Annotated in this window: 16 protein-coding genes; 4 read left to right on the top strand and 12 right to left on the bottom strand. The window is 47.3% G+C overall.

Going from position 1 to position 15,625, the window contains the following annotated elements; translation table 11 throughout:
• Window positions 1-283 precede the first annotated feature (283 nt).
• From NSQ73_RS04455 to NSQ73_RS04440, 4 genes are all read right to left on the bottom strand, one after another.
• Entirely contained in the window at window positions 284-1,408 is a 1,125-nt protein-coding gene (locus NSQ73_RS04455; protein ID WP_340985509.1) for a Ger(x)C family spore germination protein, read from the bottom strand.
• The gene (locus tag NSQ73_RS04450; protein ID WP_340985508.1) at window positions 1,401-2,483 is read right to left on the bottom strand and encodes a GerAB/ArcD/ProY family transporter; all 1,083 of its coding nucleotides are present in this window, start codon (window positions 2,481-2,483) and stop codon (window positions 1,401-1,403) included. Before NSQ73_RS04450 ends, NSQ73_RS04455 begins: the two co-directional genes overlap by 8 nt.
• Window positions 2,484-2,494: 11 nt before the next feature.
• Entirely contained in the window at window positions 2,495-3,916 is a 1,422-nt protein-coding gene (locus tag NSQ73_RS04445) for a spore germination protein (RefSeq protein ID WP_340985507.1), read from the bottom strand.
• 139 nt (window positions 3,917-4,055) lie between these two features.
• A complete protein-coding gene (locus NSQ73_RS04440; RefSeq protein WP_340985506.1) occupies window positions 4,056-5,786 on the bottom strand; it encodes a cellulase family glycosylhydrolase in 1,731 nt (576 codons plus the stop codon).
• Window positions 5,787-6,081: 295 nt separating this feature from the next.
• Between NSQ73_RS04440 and NSQ73_RS04435 the strand changes: the two genes are divergently transcribed.
• Window positions 6,082-6,417 (top strand): histidine kinase, encoded by a 336-nt coding sequence (locus NSQ73_RS04435; protein ID WP_340942659.1) that lies wholly within the window; start codon window positions 6,082-6,084, stop codon window positions 6,415-6,417.
• A gap of 274 nt (window positions 6,418-6,691) precedes the next feature.
• A complete protein-coding gene (locus NSQ73_RS04430) occupies window positions 6,692-6,877 on the top strand; it encodes a hypothetical protein (protein ID WP_039297739.1) in 186 nt (61 codons plus the stop codon).
• Between the two features lie 297 nt (window positions 6,878-7,174).
• Here the strand turns inward: NSQ73_RS04430 and NSQ73_RS04425 are convergent, their stop codons facing one another.
• Entirely contained in the window at window positions 7,175-9,124 is a 1,950-nt protein-coding gene (locus tag NSQ73_RS04425) for an NAD(P)/FAD-dependent oxidoreductase (protein WP_340985505.1), read from the bottom strand.
• Window positions 9,125-9,163: 39 nt separating this feature from the next.
• Window positions 9,164-10,432 carry an L-lactate MFS transporter gene (locus tag NSQ73_RS04420; protein WP_039297745.1) on the bottom strand — a complete coding sequence of 423 codons (1,269 nt, stop codon included), beginning with the start codon at window positions 10,430-10,432 and terminating at the stop codon, window positions 9,164-9,166.
• A gap of 222 nt (window positions 10,433-10,654) precedes the next feature.
• Here NSQ73_RS04420 and NSQ73_RS04415 point away from each other — a divergent pair, with 222 nt between their 5' ends.
• On the top strand, window positions 10,655-11,191 hold the full coding sequence (locus NSQ73_RS04415; protein ID WP_340985504.1) for a PadR family transcriptional regulator: 537 nt from the start codon (window positions 10,655-10,657) through the stop codon (window positions 11,189-11,191).
• Between the two features lie 64 nt (window positions 11,192-11,255).
• Here NSQ73_RS04415 and NSQ73_RS04410 read toward each other — a convergent pair whose 3' ends face one another.
• The 3 genes from NSQ73_RS04410 to NSQ73_RS04400 form a co-directional block, all read right to left on the bottom strand.
• Window positions 11,256-12,080, bottom strand: a complete 825-nt coding sequence (locus NSQ73_RS04410; protein ID WP_340985503.1) for an alpha/beta fold hydrolase — start codon at window positions 12,078-12,080, stop codon at window positions 11,256-11,258.
• A gap of 54 nt (window positions 12,081-12,134) precedes the next feature.
• A complete protein-coding gene (locus NSQ73_RS04405; protein ID WP_340985502.1) occupies window positions 12,135-12,542 on the bottom strand; it encodes a MarR family winged helix-turn-helix transcriptional regulator in 408 nt (135 codons plus the stop codon).
• A gap of 84 nt (window positions 12,543-12,626) precedes the next feature.
• Complete coding sequence (locus tag NSQ73_RS04400) at window positions 12,627-12,989, bottom strand: winged helix-turn-helix transcriptional regulator (RefSeq protein WP_042139724.1); 363 nt, start codon at window positions 12,987-12,989, stop codon at window positions 12,627-12,629.
• Between the two features lie 198 nt (window positions 12,990-13,187).
• Here NSQ73_RS04400 and NSQ73_RS04395 point away from each other — a divergent pair, with 198 nt between their 5' ends.
• Window positions 13,188-13,718 carry an NAD(P)H-dependent oxidoreductase gene (locus tag NSQ73_RS04395; protein ID WP_340985501.1) on the top strand — a complete coding sequence of 177 codons (531 nt, stop codon included), beginning with the start codon at window positions 13,188-13,190 and terminating at the stop codon, window positions 13,716-13,718.
• Window positions 13,719-13,989: 271 nt separating this feature from the next.
• On the opposite strand, the gene NSQ73_RS04390 is transcribed toward NSQ73_RS04395, so the two are convergent.
• The 3 genes from NSQ73_RS04390 to NSQ73_RS04380 all read right to left on the bottom strand — a co-directional run bounded on the left by NSQ73_RS04390 (window position 13,990) and on the right by NSQ73_RS04380 (window position 15,615).
• A complete protein-coding gene (locus NSQ73_RS04390) occupies window positions 13,990-14,397 on the bottom strand; it encodes a hypothetical protein (RefSeq protein WP_340985500.1) in 408 nt (135 codons plus the stop codon).
• Window positions 14,355-14,759: a hypothetical protein gene (locus tag NSQ73_RS04385; RefSeq protein ID WP_340985499.1), complete on the bottom strand. Its 405-nt coding sequence runs from the start codon at window positions 14,757-14,759 to the stop codon at window positions 14,355-14,357. Before NSQ73_RS04385 ends, NSQ73_RS04390 begins: the two co-directional genes overlap by 43 nt.
• Window positions 14,760-14,853: 94 nt before the next feature.
• A complete protein-coding gene (locus tag NSQ73_RS04380; RefSeq protein ID WP_340985498.1) occupies window positions 14,854-15,615 on the bottom strand; it encodes a SagB/ThcOx family dehydrogenase in 762 nt (253 codons plus the stop codon).
• Window positions 15,616-15,625: the final 10 nt, after the last annotated feature.

Below are 15,625 nucleotides of genomic sequence, written 5' to 3'. Positions count from 1 at the left end.
CGTCTCTTTTCTCTTCATCTTCTTGCTGTTGCTTCGCTTCTGCTTCCGGGAACAGGATCATCCTGTGGTGTAGTGCGGCATAGCCCCCTCAGGCCAGAGGTCCATGCGCATTTATTCACATATGGGCATAGAAGTAGAAACGTTCATGCCGCCCTTCAAAGCACGGCACTCGTTTCTATGGATACCGATTCCTATTCTGCTCGCCGGGAAGACCTAAGTAATGCAATTTTACACCCATTGCCCTATTTTGTATATTTATAAATTGAAATAATCAGGGGAGTGCCTACATGTATTTCCCGTAATCCTTGATTGTCACCTTGGCCTTGCACTCTATCTCCACCTGCGGATAAACCTCCCGCCAATTCATTTGATTCCACTCTTTATAGCTCAAAGTATTCCTTATCTGTATCCCGATTCCGAGACTATCTACGTTATGCTGCTGCATTTGCGACACCATTTCTTTGGCTTTGGCCATAATCACATCTGCGATATCCCGCTCCAGCTGTTGTCTTACCCCGGCCTTATTCAGATAATGGTGTCCGGTATATTCAAGCACGGAGCCCTGGATATTCGCCAGAAGCTCAACTTTGAACCGGCCGGGCCCCAGACGATGAACCTTCACCTTGCGTGAATTCAATAATGAACTGAACATCACTACCACCTGCCGGCCATCCTCTTCCCCCAAATGGAGAGCGGCCTCCCCTTGCCTCAGGTCATCACGGAACAGTCCGAAGAATATCCCGTCTTGAGCCGGAATTTTCATTCTGTAACGGTCCTCCTGAAATAAGGCAATGCCGTCAATAATGGCTTTGTCCCCGCTATCCTTGACTATCGGTGCCACCGGATCTATGCCATCGTCATTATAGTCGCGGGAGAATTCATACAGTGTGGTATTGGGAATGCTGTTGCCGGCCGCCTCTTTCTCCAGCAGATGATTGATATATCTTCCGGTATCCGTATGCGGCTTGTAATCCTTGGCCAGAATTTCACCGGCATCCCCGTTAATAATTGTAACCTTGACGCCAAGGGCTATAGAGGGGTCCCGCAGCAGGGTATCAATGTAATCCCCGAGTCCGGCTTTGGCCAGCTTCAGACCAAACAATGCATCTCTGAGCTGCCCGCTGACAACCGTCAAATCTGTCTGTCTGGAGAACATGATTCTCGCTTCCTTAATGCTATCTGAGACAGTAGACAGCAGCTCGCGGCGTACGGAGGAATCCGGGTCAATGACCGGGACGCAGGAGGTAACTTTGATCCTGTTATTCTCTGCAAGATCGTAGCTCGCCGTCTGTACCAGGCCCAGCTTCTCAAGGATTCTCTCGTCGCTTTTGCATCCGGCCAGCAGCAGAGGAAGCATAAGCAATAGAATCAGGGACAACCTTACCATGCAAAAATTATGTCTATGCACGGACCTCTCCCCCTTTCCGCTGAATCAGCAGCAATAGAAGCAATAGTACAGGAAACCCGAAAGCAATCCCGGTCACCGCATACCCCAGGTTAGTGATCCAGACCCCCACTTCATCCAGTGTCTTCGGAATAAAAGAGATGCTGTAGGAAATCGCAATCAGCAGGAAAGAGAGCACGGATAGTTTTATCCTGGGAAGCATTCTTCGCACCGACTCTTGTGCCGCCCACCAGTACATTACAACAGTGACCAGAACCGGGAACAGAAACAGGCCGTAGAGCAGATTCTCCAGCCTCTCTATAAACGGGAATTGGATATACGCCAGCAAATCAAGCAAAGGATAGAGCAGTTTTTTCAATTGCCCCAGACTGAAGAACCCGAAGCAGATGATCGCCAGCGAGATATACAGCACAGCTAAATAGAGATTTCCCGCATGGACGCCCGCCATAGCCTTTTTGTTCTTGTTCACGTAAGGGAACAGCAGTATCGATAATTCGTAACCGAGAAAAGCGGAATAGATCTCCATCGCTCCTTTGAACTGATCATGCCCGCCTTTAAGAATAAACGGAGTCAGGCGTTCCCAGCGGAACGACGGAAAAAACCATAGCATGAACAAATACATCCAGGCGGACAGCCAGAAGAACAGCGTTGCCGCTTTGGAGATGGAATAGATTCCTTTGGTAATCATCAGAAAGGCCAGAATGTCCACAGCGAGCTTGAACACCATGGGGTTCGTTGTCGGGAAGGACAGCATTTGGAAGATTAACACGTATTTCTTGCCGATCATGCAGCCAAAAACAAGCCAGACCGCAGCCAGGCCGCCATAAAAGGGATACAGCACCGGCCTTGGAATCGACTGCTCCATAATTTCAAATACAGACCTCCCTTGACCAAGCCGGAAGACCAGTGTAATTAAATAGATATTGAAGGTAGAGACTACGATACACGGCACCAGAAAAAGCCATCCGTTGGTACCGAAATAGTCGGCCAGATTGCGGGGCAATGTGAAGATCACAATTCCGGATTGGGTCATATGCATTAGAATGGCAATATGAAAGGGGCGCAGCTTTTCGGGCATAACGTCCACTCCTACTTTTTGTTTTTTTGCCTGATGGAATTCATGGTCTTACTCTGGGAAGGACGGCTGTTCAGCTTCGAGAAAGGAGCACGGATAAAGACATCCTTCCAGTCCCCCGTCTTCATTGGAGCAATAGGGGTCAGATAGGACGAGCCCAGACTCGTCAGGTTGGATAAATGAATTACGATCAGGGCTATACCCATTACAAGTCCAATATTGCCCCATATTCCGGTGAGTATTATGATTCCGAAGCGGATCAGGCGGATAGAGGCGCTCATCATATAGCTGGGAATCACAAAAGAGGCAATGGCAGATGAGGCTACTGCGATAATAAGCACATTGCTTGTCAGGCCAGCCTGTACAGCCGCTTGACCAATCACAATCCCGCCTACGATCCCGATCGTCTGCCCAATCTTGGTTGGCAGGCGCGCTCCGGCTTCCCGCAGCAGCTCGATCATGATTTCCATCAGCAGCGCTTCATAAACAGGAGGAAACGGCACCCTGTTCCGTGATTCGGCCAACGTTCGGAGCAGCGCTTCGGGAATCATCTCATAATGAAAGGTAGTTACCGATACATACATCGCCGTGAATGAAATCGTTATTACAAGAGCCAGAAACCGGAGCAGCCGCAGTGCCGTTCCCAGTGCCCAGCGCTGGTAATAATCATCCGGTGATGAGAAGAATTCAAAAAAGGAGGATGGCGCACTGATCGCTGTCGGACTATTGTCAATGATGGTGATGATCCGTCCGGCGGCCAGCTTCGACACAGCTACATCAGGTCTTTCCGTAGTCAGAAACTGCGGGAAGACCGAATTCGGCATATCCTCAATGAACTGGGTCAGCGTCCCGCCGTCATTAATCGCATCTGTCTCAATCCGGTTGATCCGGTTCTGCAGATCCTGGACATATTTAAGATTGGCAATATCCTTGATATAAAGGATGTACACAGTTGTTTTGGAAATTTCTCCGATCTCACACCGGATAATTTTCAGATGCGAGCTTTTGATCCGGCGGCGGATTAAGCTCAGGTTCGTAGGAGCGGATTCCACAAAAGCATCATGAGGGCCGGCAATTACCGTCTCCGTTTCCGACTGCTGTACACTGCGGCCTTCCGGGCCGTAGGCGTCCAGTAAGTAGACAGCTTCCCTGTGGAAGACAGCTACACAGCCCTCCAGTATGCCGACCACCACGGCTTTGGACTCTCTTGTCTCAACAAATTGGGACTGGAGGAACAACTTATCCAGCCCATCCGCCTGAAGCCGGTCAAAGGGCAGCAATATTTCCTGGATTAGCAGGTTGTTATCCACCGTATGCGGGAAATACACAATATCGGCGGAGAGTTCAGGAAAGCGCCGGTGGCTGAGATCCGCACACTGATCGAATTCATCAAGAATATGCCGCAGCGTAGGAATATTCTGTGTGTCCGGTTCCATAGATGCCCTCCTTTCCCGTTCGTTTGGTATAGTATCCCCAAGATTTTCTTGGATATTTAAGGCTGCCGCAACAAAAAGCCTTCTTCCATCCCGCAGGATAAAAGAAGGCTATCATGTACATCTTCTGCTTGTGCTACATCTACATTGCCGTACCGGTAACGCTCGTTCCGTTCTTGGTGATTTTGTAATTCACGACTTCGCCGCTCCAGAAATGGAACTTCAGGATCACGTCACCATTGTTCACTTCATTGAAGAACGCCGGCAGCAGACTGATTTCACCCGTTGTATAGGAAGGCGTAAACGTATAAGCAAATTCTTTATAAGACGTCCAGTTTTGCGGGCCCGCATTCCCTCCTGAAGCATAAACGGCTTCCATGGTAGCCAGAGTATCGCCATTAAACACAGCGGGTATTTTAAAAGCACTGACCGTTCCCTGAACATTGCTCAACTTAGGCGTATTATAGAGAATTACATTAAAGTTCCAATCCGCGCCTTTATTGAAGCGGGCCGTCAATACCGCATTGACACCAAGCTTACCGGAAGATGTCAGGCTGGTGAGCTTCGCTGCTTTGAACGTCAGCTGGTCACCGCTTAGGGTATAATCCGTTCCCTGCACCAGCTGCTGGCTGCCGTATAGAATTGAAGAGAGCGTATTGCCGTTCAGATTCAGCTTAACCGTCACATCCTTGGCTGCAGCACCCTTTTTCAAATGAATGAGATCGCTTTCAGCAGTGGACGAGCGGCCGGTCCAGCTGGCCTTCATCATATTGTAAAGCTGCGGATCGGACCACTGGAAGGATGTGCGGCCGAAATGCTGGCCATTGTCCCACAGCATCGGTGTAATTTGCTTGGACTTCAGATAATAAGCCAGGTATTCGAAAAACTTCAGCTTCTCGCCCTGCTCGATTACACCAGTATTCTTGTCAAAACCAAGCAGCCCATACTCGCCCACAATAACGGGAATGCCTCTGGCGGTAAAGGTGTTATAGACATTATTAAAGGTAGTCACGATATCATTCTGGGTATCGGTCTCGAACCTGGTATAACCGGCAATATTGACACTGAACGGCCAGAACCCGTAATAGTGTACGGTCGCGATCAGATTGGAGTCGTTCAGTCTGGTGATGGTCTGGTACAGGGCGTCCATCCGGGTCTGCGTCGGTGAAGCTTCCAGCGTGGACAGCACCAGCGGACGGGTGGCATTATTCCCGCCGGAGGCTCTGACGATGCCATGGAAAGCCACATTCAGCTCATCCAGCATCTGAATCGACTTGGCCTCATCCGTCGTTCCGCCATCGGTGAAACGCGGCTCATTCACGCTCTCGAACATCAGCTTGGCGGAATATCCCTTGAAGCGGTTCGCAATCTGAGTCCAGACTGCCTTATAGCGGGCCAGCACCAGATCATGCTGCTGCTCCATTTTGCTGATCCACAGCCAGGAATCATGGTGAACGTTGATCATGACATACAAATTCTCTGCTACTGCCCAATCAACAACCTGCTGGACACGTGACAAATAGGCCGCATCCACTGTATACGGGGCAGCCGCTCCCGTATGTACATCCCAGGTCACGGGAATCCGGATGCTCTTATAGCCTTGGGCAGCAATTTTCTTGATTAGAGCCTGTGTGACGGCCGGGTTGCCCCAGGAAGTCTCATCGGCTCCGGTCGCATCCAGTGAATTGCCCAGATTCCATCCCGGCTGCATGGCATCTACGTAGGATTGAAGACCTGTGGATGCAGCGGCAGCTACGGCTGCCTGCTCCTGCGGCGCCTGTTCTTCCGTTGCAGCAGAGACCATCGGTGTGACCATAGCGAGCAGCAAGACCGTGGTGAAGATGAATGACAGAAACGATTTCTTTTTTGGCATGGATCGTTTATTCCTCCCGGTTTGTTGTGATCGGCTGATGCATAAAATCAGCTTCATATTTTTTATGCAACCGCTTACCAAAACCAATATAGCATCTTTTCCAATTGGTAAATATCCCAATTATTAGTGTGATTATCACTCATAATTAGAGATTTTCTTTGTTCCAGGCAGGAATGCCGTGCTTCAGCCAGTTTGCTCTTTTTACTCGGCCTGTCCCCCCGTCTTATGCTATAATAATTAAACATAATCCAAAGAGCCCGCTTCTGATGTAATCCATATTTGAGGAGCTGTGACGATGAGCGATCCGATTTTGCAACAGATTCTTACGGAATTACAGGGAATGAAATCTGAAGTGACAGAGATGAAGGCTGAATTTACAGATATGAAATCCGATATCAAAGAGATACGGTCCGAGCTTGGCACAATGAAGGCTGATATTGACAGCATCAAAGAAGATACGAAGCTGATCCCGCTGATCCAGCAGGCTGTATCCGAAGTCAATGCTGAAGTCATTGCAACCCGGGACACTCTTGAGCGGATAGACAAAACATTAACCGTACATGATGCTACACTGGACATGCTGGCCAGACGTTCTATTGATCAGGAAGCCGCATTGAAACGTATCAAATAAGCTTTCCCTACAGGAGTTTGCTGCAAGCGACCGCCATATCCGGCAGTCGCTTTTTCTTTTACCATTCCTCATCCCCTATTGTCTCTCCCACAAGGACATAACTCCTTTCACAAAGCACAAATCCTCTCCAATTCACACTTTGTACTCTTTTATTGTCTATTTCACACGGACACACCTTTGATTTTCGTCTGATCCGTGTTATAATGAAAGCGTAAACAAAAGTGATCGAAACCCTATTTTCCATCGGATTTCATCGCCAAGGAGGATGAATGCAATGCTGGCAGGAATTAAGGAACTGAAGAATTGGGTAACCGGAATGTGGCAGCCTGGAATGGCTTCGGGAGAAGAAGACTACCGGAAAATGGAATACAGCGTAGAGCGCCATTTGCACACACCGCAAACGCCAAGCCCGCTTACTTACGAACAGGAATCACGGATCAAGACTGTCAAATTCCATTAATCTAACCGGATGTATATAGATTGAACAATATTTGATACTTAAAAATCCACACTCAAACAAGGCCGCAAGGAACCGGATCATCCGGTTCATGCGGCCTTTTATTTATTTCGTGCGCCTAACCCTGAACCGAACCCTTTGATATAGCTCTTTGGATACCGGCGTGCGGATGGCATATAGTGCAGCCGCGAGGATCGCCCAAATGACCGCAGTTCTTTGCTTTGTTGCCTATGGAATTCCCCATATCCTATATAAACATCTATACCCAGTATCCCCCCTGGGGGGGGGATATGTGTCAAACTAAATATCAAGCGCTGCATGATATCCCTGATAAATTGCAGTAGTGATCGTTGACGCTTTTACACAGTCCCCGATCTGAGCCACATAAGGAGCACAATCAATTAACTCCTCTACGATATCTCTTCTTGCCCGTTGTCCAAGTGCACATATTACGGAGGTTCCCGGAATCAGCTGCTCTTCCCCGCTTGGATTCAGGCAAACTACGCCCTCCGGCGTAACACATAACCCTTTATATCCCAGATGAACCTTAATATTCAGCTTGTCGATCTCCTTCAGCATAATCGGGCGATGTCTGATATTGGCATCCGGTGCCAGCTCAGTTCTCATCTCGACCAAATGTACTGTTTTGCCTTCCTGGGCAAGGTGAATCGCTGCTTCACTGCCCGCAAGGCCCCCTCCCAGTACAACCACACTATCGGTAACCTTATCTTTCTCCAGATAGTAGTCATTAACTACAACTACATTATCACCATCAAGTCCCGGGATTGGCGGAACAATGGCTGCGGAACCGACGGCTATAATTAACGCATCCACATTTTCATTATCAACATACGCTTGGGTCACAGGTGTATTTAGACGAATCTCGACGCCTGCGTCTTTGGCTAATTTCCCGAGAGTAACTCCCAGCTCATACATCTCATATTTGAAGGGCAGCGCCTGCTCTCCCCGCAGAATACCGCCCACATCATCCGACTTCTCACATAAAATGACCTGATGTCCGCGTTTGGCAGCAGTCATCGCCGCATACAGCCCGCCCGGGCCAGCACCCGCTACCAGAACCTTACGCGGATTAGCCGAAGGATAAATTTCTGTCCCGTCCATTTCACGGCCGATTAACGGGTTCACCGTACAGCGTCTTGTAGAGGTCTCCGCACGCTCCGCCATACAGGTGAAGCATCTCAGACATTTAATAATGTCCTCGTCACGGTTGCTCATGACCTTCCGGGGCAGCTCTGGATCAGCCAGCAGTGCGCGGGCCATCTCAACCACATCCGCCTGACCGCTGGCAATGATCTCTTCCATCTGAGCCGGGTCATTTAAACCGCCGACCGTAGCAACGGGGACACTTACATGCTTCTTGATCTCTGCTGCCAGATACACATTACTGCCATGCGGCAAGAACATCGACGGATGGGTGATTCCGAAGCCGGTCTGATACGTGCCCGCAGATACATGCAGCAGGTCGACTCTAGATTCGACAAGCTTGGCAATTTCAATACCTTCAGTAAGGTCATATCCGCCTTCAAACAACTCCGAACCGCTTATTCTGAACTCGATAGGGAAGCCAGGGCCTACAGCGTTGCGGACACTGTCAAGAACCTCCTGGGCAAACCGTACCCGGTTCTCCAAAGTTCCGCCATACTTGTCGGTTCTACGGTTGAAGTAGGGAGAAAAGAACTGATTGATCAGCCAGCCATGTCCGCCATGGACCATAATCATCTCATAACCGGCTCTCTTAGCCAGTCCGGCACATCTGCCATAGGCTGCTACGATGTCATCAATTAGTGCTTGTGTAAGCTCCTTCACTTCCCTGCCGTCTGGGCGTACTCCGGGGCTGGGCCCCCACTGGGCCAATTCCTGCTTCTTATTCTTGTCCGTCAGATATGTACCGGCGTACTGTCCGGAATGGGATAGCTCCACACTCGCAATAGCTCCGTGACGGCGGATGGCATCTGCAGTATAAGTAAAGCTGGCAAGAGAATCTACAGTTCCCAGGTCCAGATGGTACATATGGGAGGCTTCGGTTTCGGGATGTACAACAACTTCACTGACTGTAACTGAGGCAGCGCCGCCTTTAGCTCTTAATTCATAGAACGCTGTGGATTTGGGTCCAATCGTACAGTCTGCTGTAATATCGGTTCCGCCCATAGGAGAGCCAAACATTCTATTTCTGAAGGTTACATTACCAATTGTGATGGGTTTAGACAGGTTCGGATATTTTCTAATCATGATTTCATTCTCCTTCTCTCTATACATTGCTTCTGTTCTTTATATACTAGCTTCCTGAGGCTTAGCAGCAGTTCTCGCCTGATATTTGACAGCCCACTTATAGACAAAGGTCAGGATAATTCCGGTGATGCCAAAGATGGCCGCAATCACAAAGGCTCTTTGATAGCTGCCGTCTGCACTGTACACATTCTTCATAATGGACGGGCCAAAATAGCCCGCTAATGCAAAGCCGATAAACATAATTCCATAATTCACACTATTATTCTTGGCACCGAACTGATCTGCAGTAAATCCGGGGAATACGCCCATCAGGGAGCCAAAGCTTAAGCCGATCACAGAAATACCGATATAGAAGGTCGCCACACTGTTAGCTCCTGAAATATACAGCAGGGTGAGCCCCACTACAGATAAGAGTGAAGCAAAGGTAAGCGTGTTGATCCGGCCGATTTTGTCAGAAATATAGCCCGCTAGGATGCGTCCGCCCGTGTTGAACAGAGCCAGTACAGAAACCACAGTCGTTGCCGCCGCCGCAGACAGGCCAACCATTTTTTGAGCGATAGGTGAAGCTTGTGAGGTACACATTAGTCCGGCAAAAGCACCGCTGATTAATAACAGGATCATTACGTAGAATAGCGGACTTGCCAGCATGCCTTTCCAGTCTTTGTCGCTTTTTAGAGAACGGCCAGTACCCGGCAACTTGGGTGTCCAGCCTGCCGGAACGAAATCAGACGGACATTTCTCAATGAAGAAAGAAGCGGAGCAGATGATAAGAAGAAATGCGCTGCCGATGATTAAGAATGCTGATTTCACTCCAGACGAGCTAATCAAGCCATTGGCAATTGGAGGGATGATGACCGAGCTTAATCCATAGGCAGCAGTGGTTACTCCGCCAACCAATCCCCGTTTGTCAGGGAAGAACTTGATGGAGTTACTGATAGTGCAGCCGTAGACCATGCCAGTTCCAAGGCCAAGTACGATGCCGTACGTAAGAACCAGGAAGCTAACCGAGGTTGCAAACCCGGACAATATCATCCCGCCCCCGAATAACAGGCCACCTACCAGAATTACCCGCTTAGGCCCGAATCTGTCATTAATCCATCCGCCTGAAATCATCGTAATTGGACCGACTGAATTGGTAATCGTAAAAGCGATAGCCAAATCCCCCGGCGTTAAGCTGAGTCCTGTCAGCCCGCTCAAATACGCTGCCATCGGGGCAGCAAACACACTCCAGGCGTAGATTGAGCCAATACACAGGTTAATAAAGCAGCTCGCAATCAGAATAATCCATCTCTTCTTTGTAAGTTCCACTGCAATCTTCTTCTCCTTCATCAATCGTATTGTGAATTTATTCACATCTAATCCGATTTCATATTAGCACAGGCTCTTATTTATATCAATACAAACATGTATATATTTATATGTTTAATGAAACACGTTTCTTTACATATGTAACAAATGTTATTGTCGACTGGCTAAATATGCTATACTAGCGAAGTAGAAAACGACGAATATGTATAGGAAGCGAAGCTTATGAGAACTTTGAAATACGCTATTTTGGGGTTATTAAACAAAGAGCCAATGACTGGCTATGATATAGGTAAGGAATTCGGCAAGGATTTAGGTGAGTTCTGGAATGCCAAGCACAGTCAGATCTATCCGGAATTAAAAAAGCTGCTGGATGAGGGACTTATTGTATTCGAGATCCAAATTAGCGGAGAAATACTGGAGAAAAAACTGTATTCGATTACGGAGCAGGGCAAGAAGGCTTTCTTGCAATGGCTGAAAAAAGAAGAGCCGCTTGAGCCTACGCCTAAAGATGTGTTCCGGCTGAGAATGTACTTCTCCAATAATCTGGATATAGCCACCCGGATTCATCTATTGGAGCATCAGCTGCATCAGCATCAGGAGAGACTGAAGCATTTAAGCAGAAATAAAGAGCGGTATGACAGCATCCCCCCGCTCGACAGCGATAATTTCGGTGATTATCTTGTGCTGGATGGCGCAATTCTGCGTGAGACGGTAACGATAGAGTGGCTGGAGAACTTCATAGCCCACTGCAGGCAATAAACAAACAAATAGAAAGCATAAAGATTCGAGATTTTGTCACCTCGGATCTTTATGCTTATTTTGGTTAAAATACTCTTTTCAACCACTCCAGAACAGTCTCCGCTGCTTCCACATACCGCTGCCCTACGAGTAACCCCGTATGCGTGGTGTTCCACAGGCCTGTGTATTCTGCATGGAAATGCTCTGCGTTCACTTTGCCCCGGCGGTCGTCCTCCGCACTGTTAACAGCATGGATAACCAGACAGGGGCAAGTAATGGACCGGCTGTCCACCGGGATTCCGTCCGCACCGTAATGATAAGAAAAAGCGCTAAACGCCTTGGCAGACTCCATCGTCAGGTACTTTCTTTGAAAAGCTATATCCTCTGCCGATTCATCTATGCCCGTCAGCTCCTCACGAACCGGGGCAGGCACTACGAGGCCTGGTTGTGTCCGGATGATGTCCCGGTAAGGCACCCTATCATGAACCTCCTTACAAATACTTGAATCGATCAGCACGAGCCCGGCCGGATCTGCCGTTTCCGCCAGCTTCTGGCTCAGAATCCCGCCCATGCTGAACCCGATCACAATAGGCGGAGCCCCGCACTCAGCGATAACCTCGCTTATATCCTCCAGATAGTCCCCGAAGGTTATCTCCGTCATATCCAGCACCCGGCTTCTGTAATGGCTTCTCAGATTCATGACATAACAGGTCCAGCCTTCACAGATAAAATGGGGAATGTATTTGCTCCACATCCAGCTTCCGGTAAAGGCACCATGCACGAACAGTAAAGGAGGCCTGCGGTCAGCATCCTCCGGGAGGTTCCTTCCTGCAAATATCTGCAGATACAGATCGTTCTCTCCGATGTATTTCTCTGTGTGCGGCGGCAATTCTGTCGTGTAATCTCTCACAAGTATTTCCTCCTTTGGACTTTAGTTTGATATCAAACTATATAATATATTTTTTTAGAAGTTGTTATTGATTTTAATTAGAATGCCCAGCAGCGCTTCCTTCTCCTGTTCGGTGACATTGAGGTAAAACTGCTCCAGCATGTCTGCGGATATCGCCTCAAAAACCATTTCCAGCTCCCTCCCCTTCCCCGTCAGAGCAACGTACACAAACCTGGTGTCCTCCTTCTCCCTTTCCTTCGTCACCATGCCAAGCCGGACCAGCTTATCAACCAGTGCCGTGACGGTCGATTTGTCTTTATTAATTTTGGCGGAGATCTCTGCCATAGTAAGCCTCGGCTTCTGCAGCAGCGCATAAATAATGTCCCCGTGCGAAGTGCCGACACCTTCCAGCCCCTGCTTCACCATCTCTGCAACAATGAACCGGTTAACCTTCTCTCTGATCTTGGAGATCAGCGAAATCACATCTCTAGTTTCCATACACGGATTATAGTTTGATATCAAACTATTGTCAATGGCGGGCATTTTATATAGTGAGGCAACGCAGGTTTACTCATCGTCCGGAATATTTTCCAGCAACACCACATCTTCACCCTGCTGCTGTCTGATTGCAATGTTGGCTCTGCCCCATGAACACATTACGTCAATAATTCCATTGGCTGTAGTTCCATATTCCGTTATATAATATTCAACTTTGGGCGGCATTTGATTATAGACCTGTCTGCCGATCATTCCGTCCCTTTCAAGTTCGCGGAGCTGCTGGATCAGAACCTTTTGCGAGATGCCCGGGATACTGCGCTGTAATTCACTTGTCCGTTTCTTACCCGACATTAGATTACATATGATTAACGCTTTCCACTTTCCTCCGAGAATTTCAAGCGTTGCTTCTATGCCTAAATGATATTCTTTCATACCTGCCACCTCATCACACCCTAATTAATTTAGCCTATCTTATCTTATGATTTCTATCATGCCATATAACGATCCGGAGTCCAATGCACACTTTGAGGTAACCATGTTACTTTATTGTGTGTATTTACATTTTTACAGGCATCCAAAATAATATAAACAGCTGCACAAAACCAATATCCGCCGGAAAGGTGATTAAATATGAAAACCCTTGTGATCCTAGCACACCCTCATATTGAGAATTCAAGAGTAAATAAAAGATGGAAACAGGAGCTGCTGCAGCATCCAGAGGAAGTTACGATCCATGAGCTTTACAAGGAATATCCGGACTGGAGCATTGATGTTCCGAAAGAGCAAAGTTTACTCGGAGCACACAGCCATATTATTTTTCAATTTCCTTTATATTGGTATAGTTACCCGCCTTTACTGAAAAAGTGGCTGGATGACGTCTTCACCCACGGCTGGGCGTATGGTTCAAACGGGAATAAGCTGAGAGGAAAGAAGCTGGGGATAGCTATGTCAATCGGTGATAAGCAGGAAAATTACCTGCCTGCCGGTTCCGTTTCTTTTACTGTAGATGAGGTTATAGCCCCGTTTAAAGCCAGTGCCGTGCATGTGGGTGCGATCGCATTACCCTATTTCGCCGTCTTCGGAGCCTCCTTTCAGGCGGGTGATGAAGAAATCAATCAGAGCGCAGCAGACTATCTTCAATATATTATTGAGAATCGATAGGGGCCCACAAACCTCCCTCTCGATTACTTTTAAGAATCCTGCACAAAATACAACATTTCCCCACTCATCTCGGCCATAATCCAGGATTGTTGTACAAAAGGCAGGATTTCTCTTCCTCCAAGCGGCTTAACGGGATAATTCTTGCATTATATACAACAATCCTAGCGAATACACGGATATCTAGGCCTCAGAGTTGCAATATGTACAACATTACTGCCGGTAGGATGTGATTAACATATCTGCATTACCCAGATTGCCTTTATGATAACATCTAGCCGATAATCCAATCGATTTCCTCAATAGCAATGACTTCAATGTCATCACAATAGAAGTTAAACCGGTCCTCATTCTCAAAATCCCTGACAAGATATTTAACCGATTCCCAGCCCCTATCCGAAATATTCACAATCTCAAACCAGCTTAATTGGATTACTGCTCCTCCAGCAGCTAGTTGAAGGCTCCCTACTTTTTTGAAATGAATAGTGACCTTATATGTTCCTTTATCCCCTTTAGACATTAAAATAAAGTTGATCAGCAGCATGGGAGTATTGTATTCATCAAACAGCTGCACCGTATCCACTTCAACCCAATATCTGAAATCCGTAATGAACTTGAGATCATTAACTGTAAAATCATTCACTTTGGCGGTGATCCAATCCAGTTTTTTAATATCAGGCATAGTTTATCAGCTCCAATATCACTTAATAAACGGCTTATATTCATTTTGAAATGAATAACCTTTGGACTATTTAAAAAGTCTTCAATTTCCTCACAGTAATTTTTACCTTCTGTTTTATCAAGTTCATGATCCAGTAGATATTTCAGGGATGTTTCCGTTGTAAGCTCAAAATAGCCCAGGAAATTTCTAAAATCTTTATCAGAATAGAGAGTGATTTCATCGTTACAGCTTGTAGGACAGAATCCATAAACTCCATACCAAAAGTGCCAATGCCGAACTTTAACGTATACAATCGATATAATAGTACCTCCCTTTTGTTTTTCCAATTCTTGTTTTAGTATATAAAAACACAACCAACTCAAACAACAAAAACCTTCCCTCACCCCAAAGGGTTAAGGAAGGTTTAAACGCATCGCCCCAGAAGACGGCAGCTATACTTTCAAATCGCCAAAGCAGCTATTCCCGTTTCTTCCCCACTGCGCCAAGATAGATAACAAACTCCTCATCGCCGTCTAACTCCAATACCTCATCAATCAGCTTCTGATCATAGATGCCAATGGCGCAGGCACCTGCACCAATGGATTCGCTGGCTAAATACAGGTTCTGGCAGATATGTCCTACATCGATGAGGATTTTTTTGTGGGCGGAAATATCATATTTCCATTCGGAGCGGTAGGGTGTGGTACTCCAGGCAAACAGCACGGAAGCTTTGCGGGCAAAGTTAGGGACAAAGGGCTGATCCAAAGTGATCGCATCTATCTTCTGTTCCAGCTGATCTAATTCAAACATAAATAGGAGCTTATGCTCCACCGGGAGGTATCTGTAGATCCCTTGCGGAATGCCCTCTACCCGCATAATCATTAAATAGGTTTCAAAGGTGTGTGTCGCCCCACTGCAGGGCACGGTCCGCAGCGTAAGCCCGTTCTTGCTCATGCCGGTAATCCCTTGGGTCGCCCATAATAAATAGGACAACTCCTCCAGACTCAAAGTGTCCGCAGAATAGAAGGGTGTACTTCTTCTTTGCCCGATACAATCAAAAATATCCTCTTTACTCACTACGTCTCTGCTAACCTTCGGCAGCTCAATAAATAGTGATTCCGGATCAAACGGCTTAACAATTGGCGGCTGGGCAATTCCTTTGATCTTGTCTGTTTTAATATGTTTGAATTCATGAAAATTGGATTTCAGAAAATTTCTTTGTTGTTCATATCTGGTCATAACAGATCCT

Origin of the sequence: Paenibacillus sp. FSL R10-2736, from assembly GCF_038000245.1 — a bacterium.
Lineage (GTDB): Bacteria > Bacillota > Bacilli > Paenibacillales > Paenibacillaceae > Paenibacillus_AQ > Paenibacillus_AQ phytohabitans.
Note: the sequence above shows the minus strand (reverse complement) of the source record. Positions and strands in the feature narration are given on the sequence as shown.

Coding starts and splice junctions, on each gene's coding strand:
- NSQ73_RS04450 (WP_340985508.1), bottom strand. CDS start 2,483: ATGCCCGAAAAGCTGCGCCCCTTTCATATTGCCATTCTAATGCATATG.
- NSQ73_RS04445 (WP_340985507.1), bottom strand. CDS start 3,916: ATGGAACCGGACACACAGAATATTCCTACGCTGCGGCATATTCTTGAT.
- NSQ73_RS04440 (WP_340985506.1), bottom strand. CDS start 5,786: ATGCCAAAAAAGAAATCGTTTCTGTCATTCATCTTCACCACGGTCTTG.
- NSQ73_RS04435 (WP_340942659.1), top strand. CDS start 6,082: ATGAGCGATCCGATTTTGCAACAGATTCTTACGGAATTACAGGGAATG.
- NSQ73_RS04430 (WP_039297739.1), top strand. CDS start 6,692: ATGCTGGCAGGAATTAAGGAACTGAAGAATTGGGTAACCGGAATGTGG.
- NSQ73_RS04425 (WP_340985505.1), bottom strand. CDS start 9,124: ATGATTAGAAAATATCCGAACCTGTCTAAACCCATCACAATTGGTAAT.
- NSQ73_RS04415 (WP_340985504.1), top strand. CDS start 10,655: ATGAGAACTTTGAAATACGCTATTTTGGGGTTATTAAACAAAGAGCCA.
- NSQ73_RS04400 (WP_042139724.1), bottom strand. CDS start 12,989: ATGAAAGAATATCATTTAGGCATAGAAGCAACGCTTGAAATTCTCGGA.
- NSQ73_RS04395 (WP_340985501.1), top strand. CDS start 13,188: ATGAAAACCCTTGTGATCCTAGCACACCCTCATATTGAGAATTCAAGA.
- NSQ73_RS04390 (WP_340985500.1), bottom strand. CDS start 14,397: ATGCCTGATATTAAAAAACTGGATTGGATCACCGCCAAAGTGAATGAT.
- NSQ73_RS04380 (WP_340985498.1), bottom strand. CDS start 15,615: ATGACCAGATATGAACAACAAAGAAATTTTCTGAAATCCAATTTTCAT.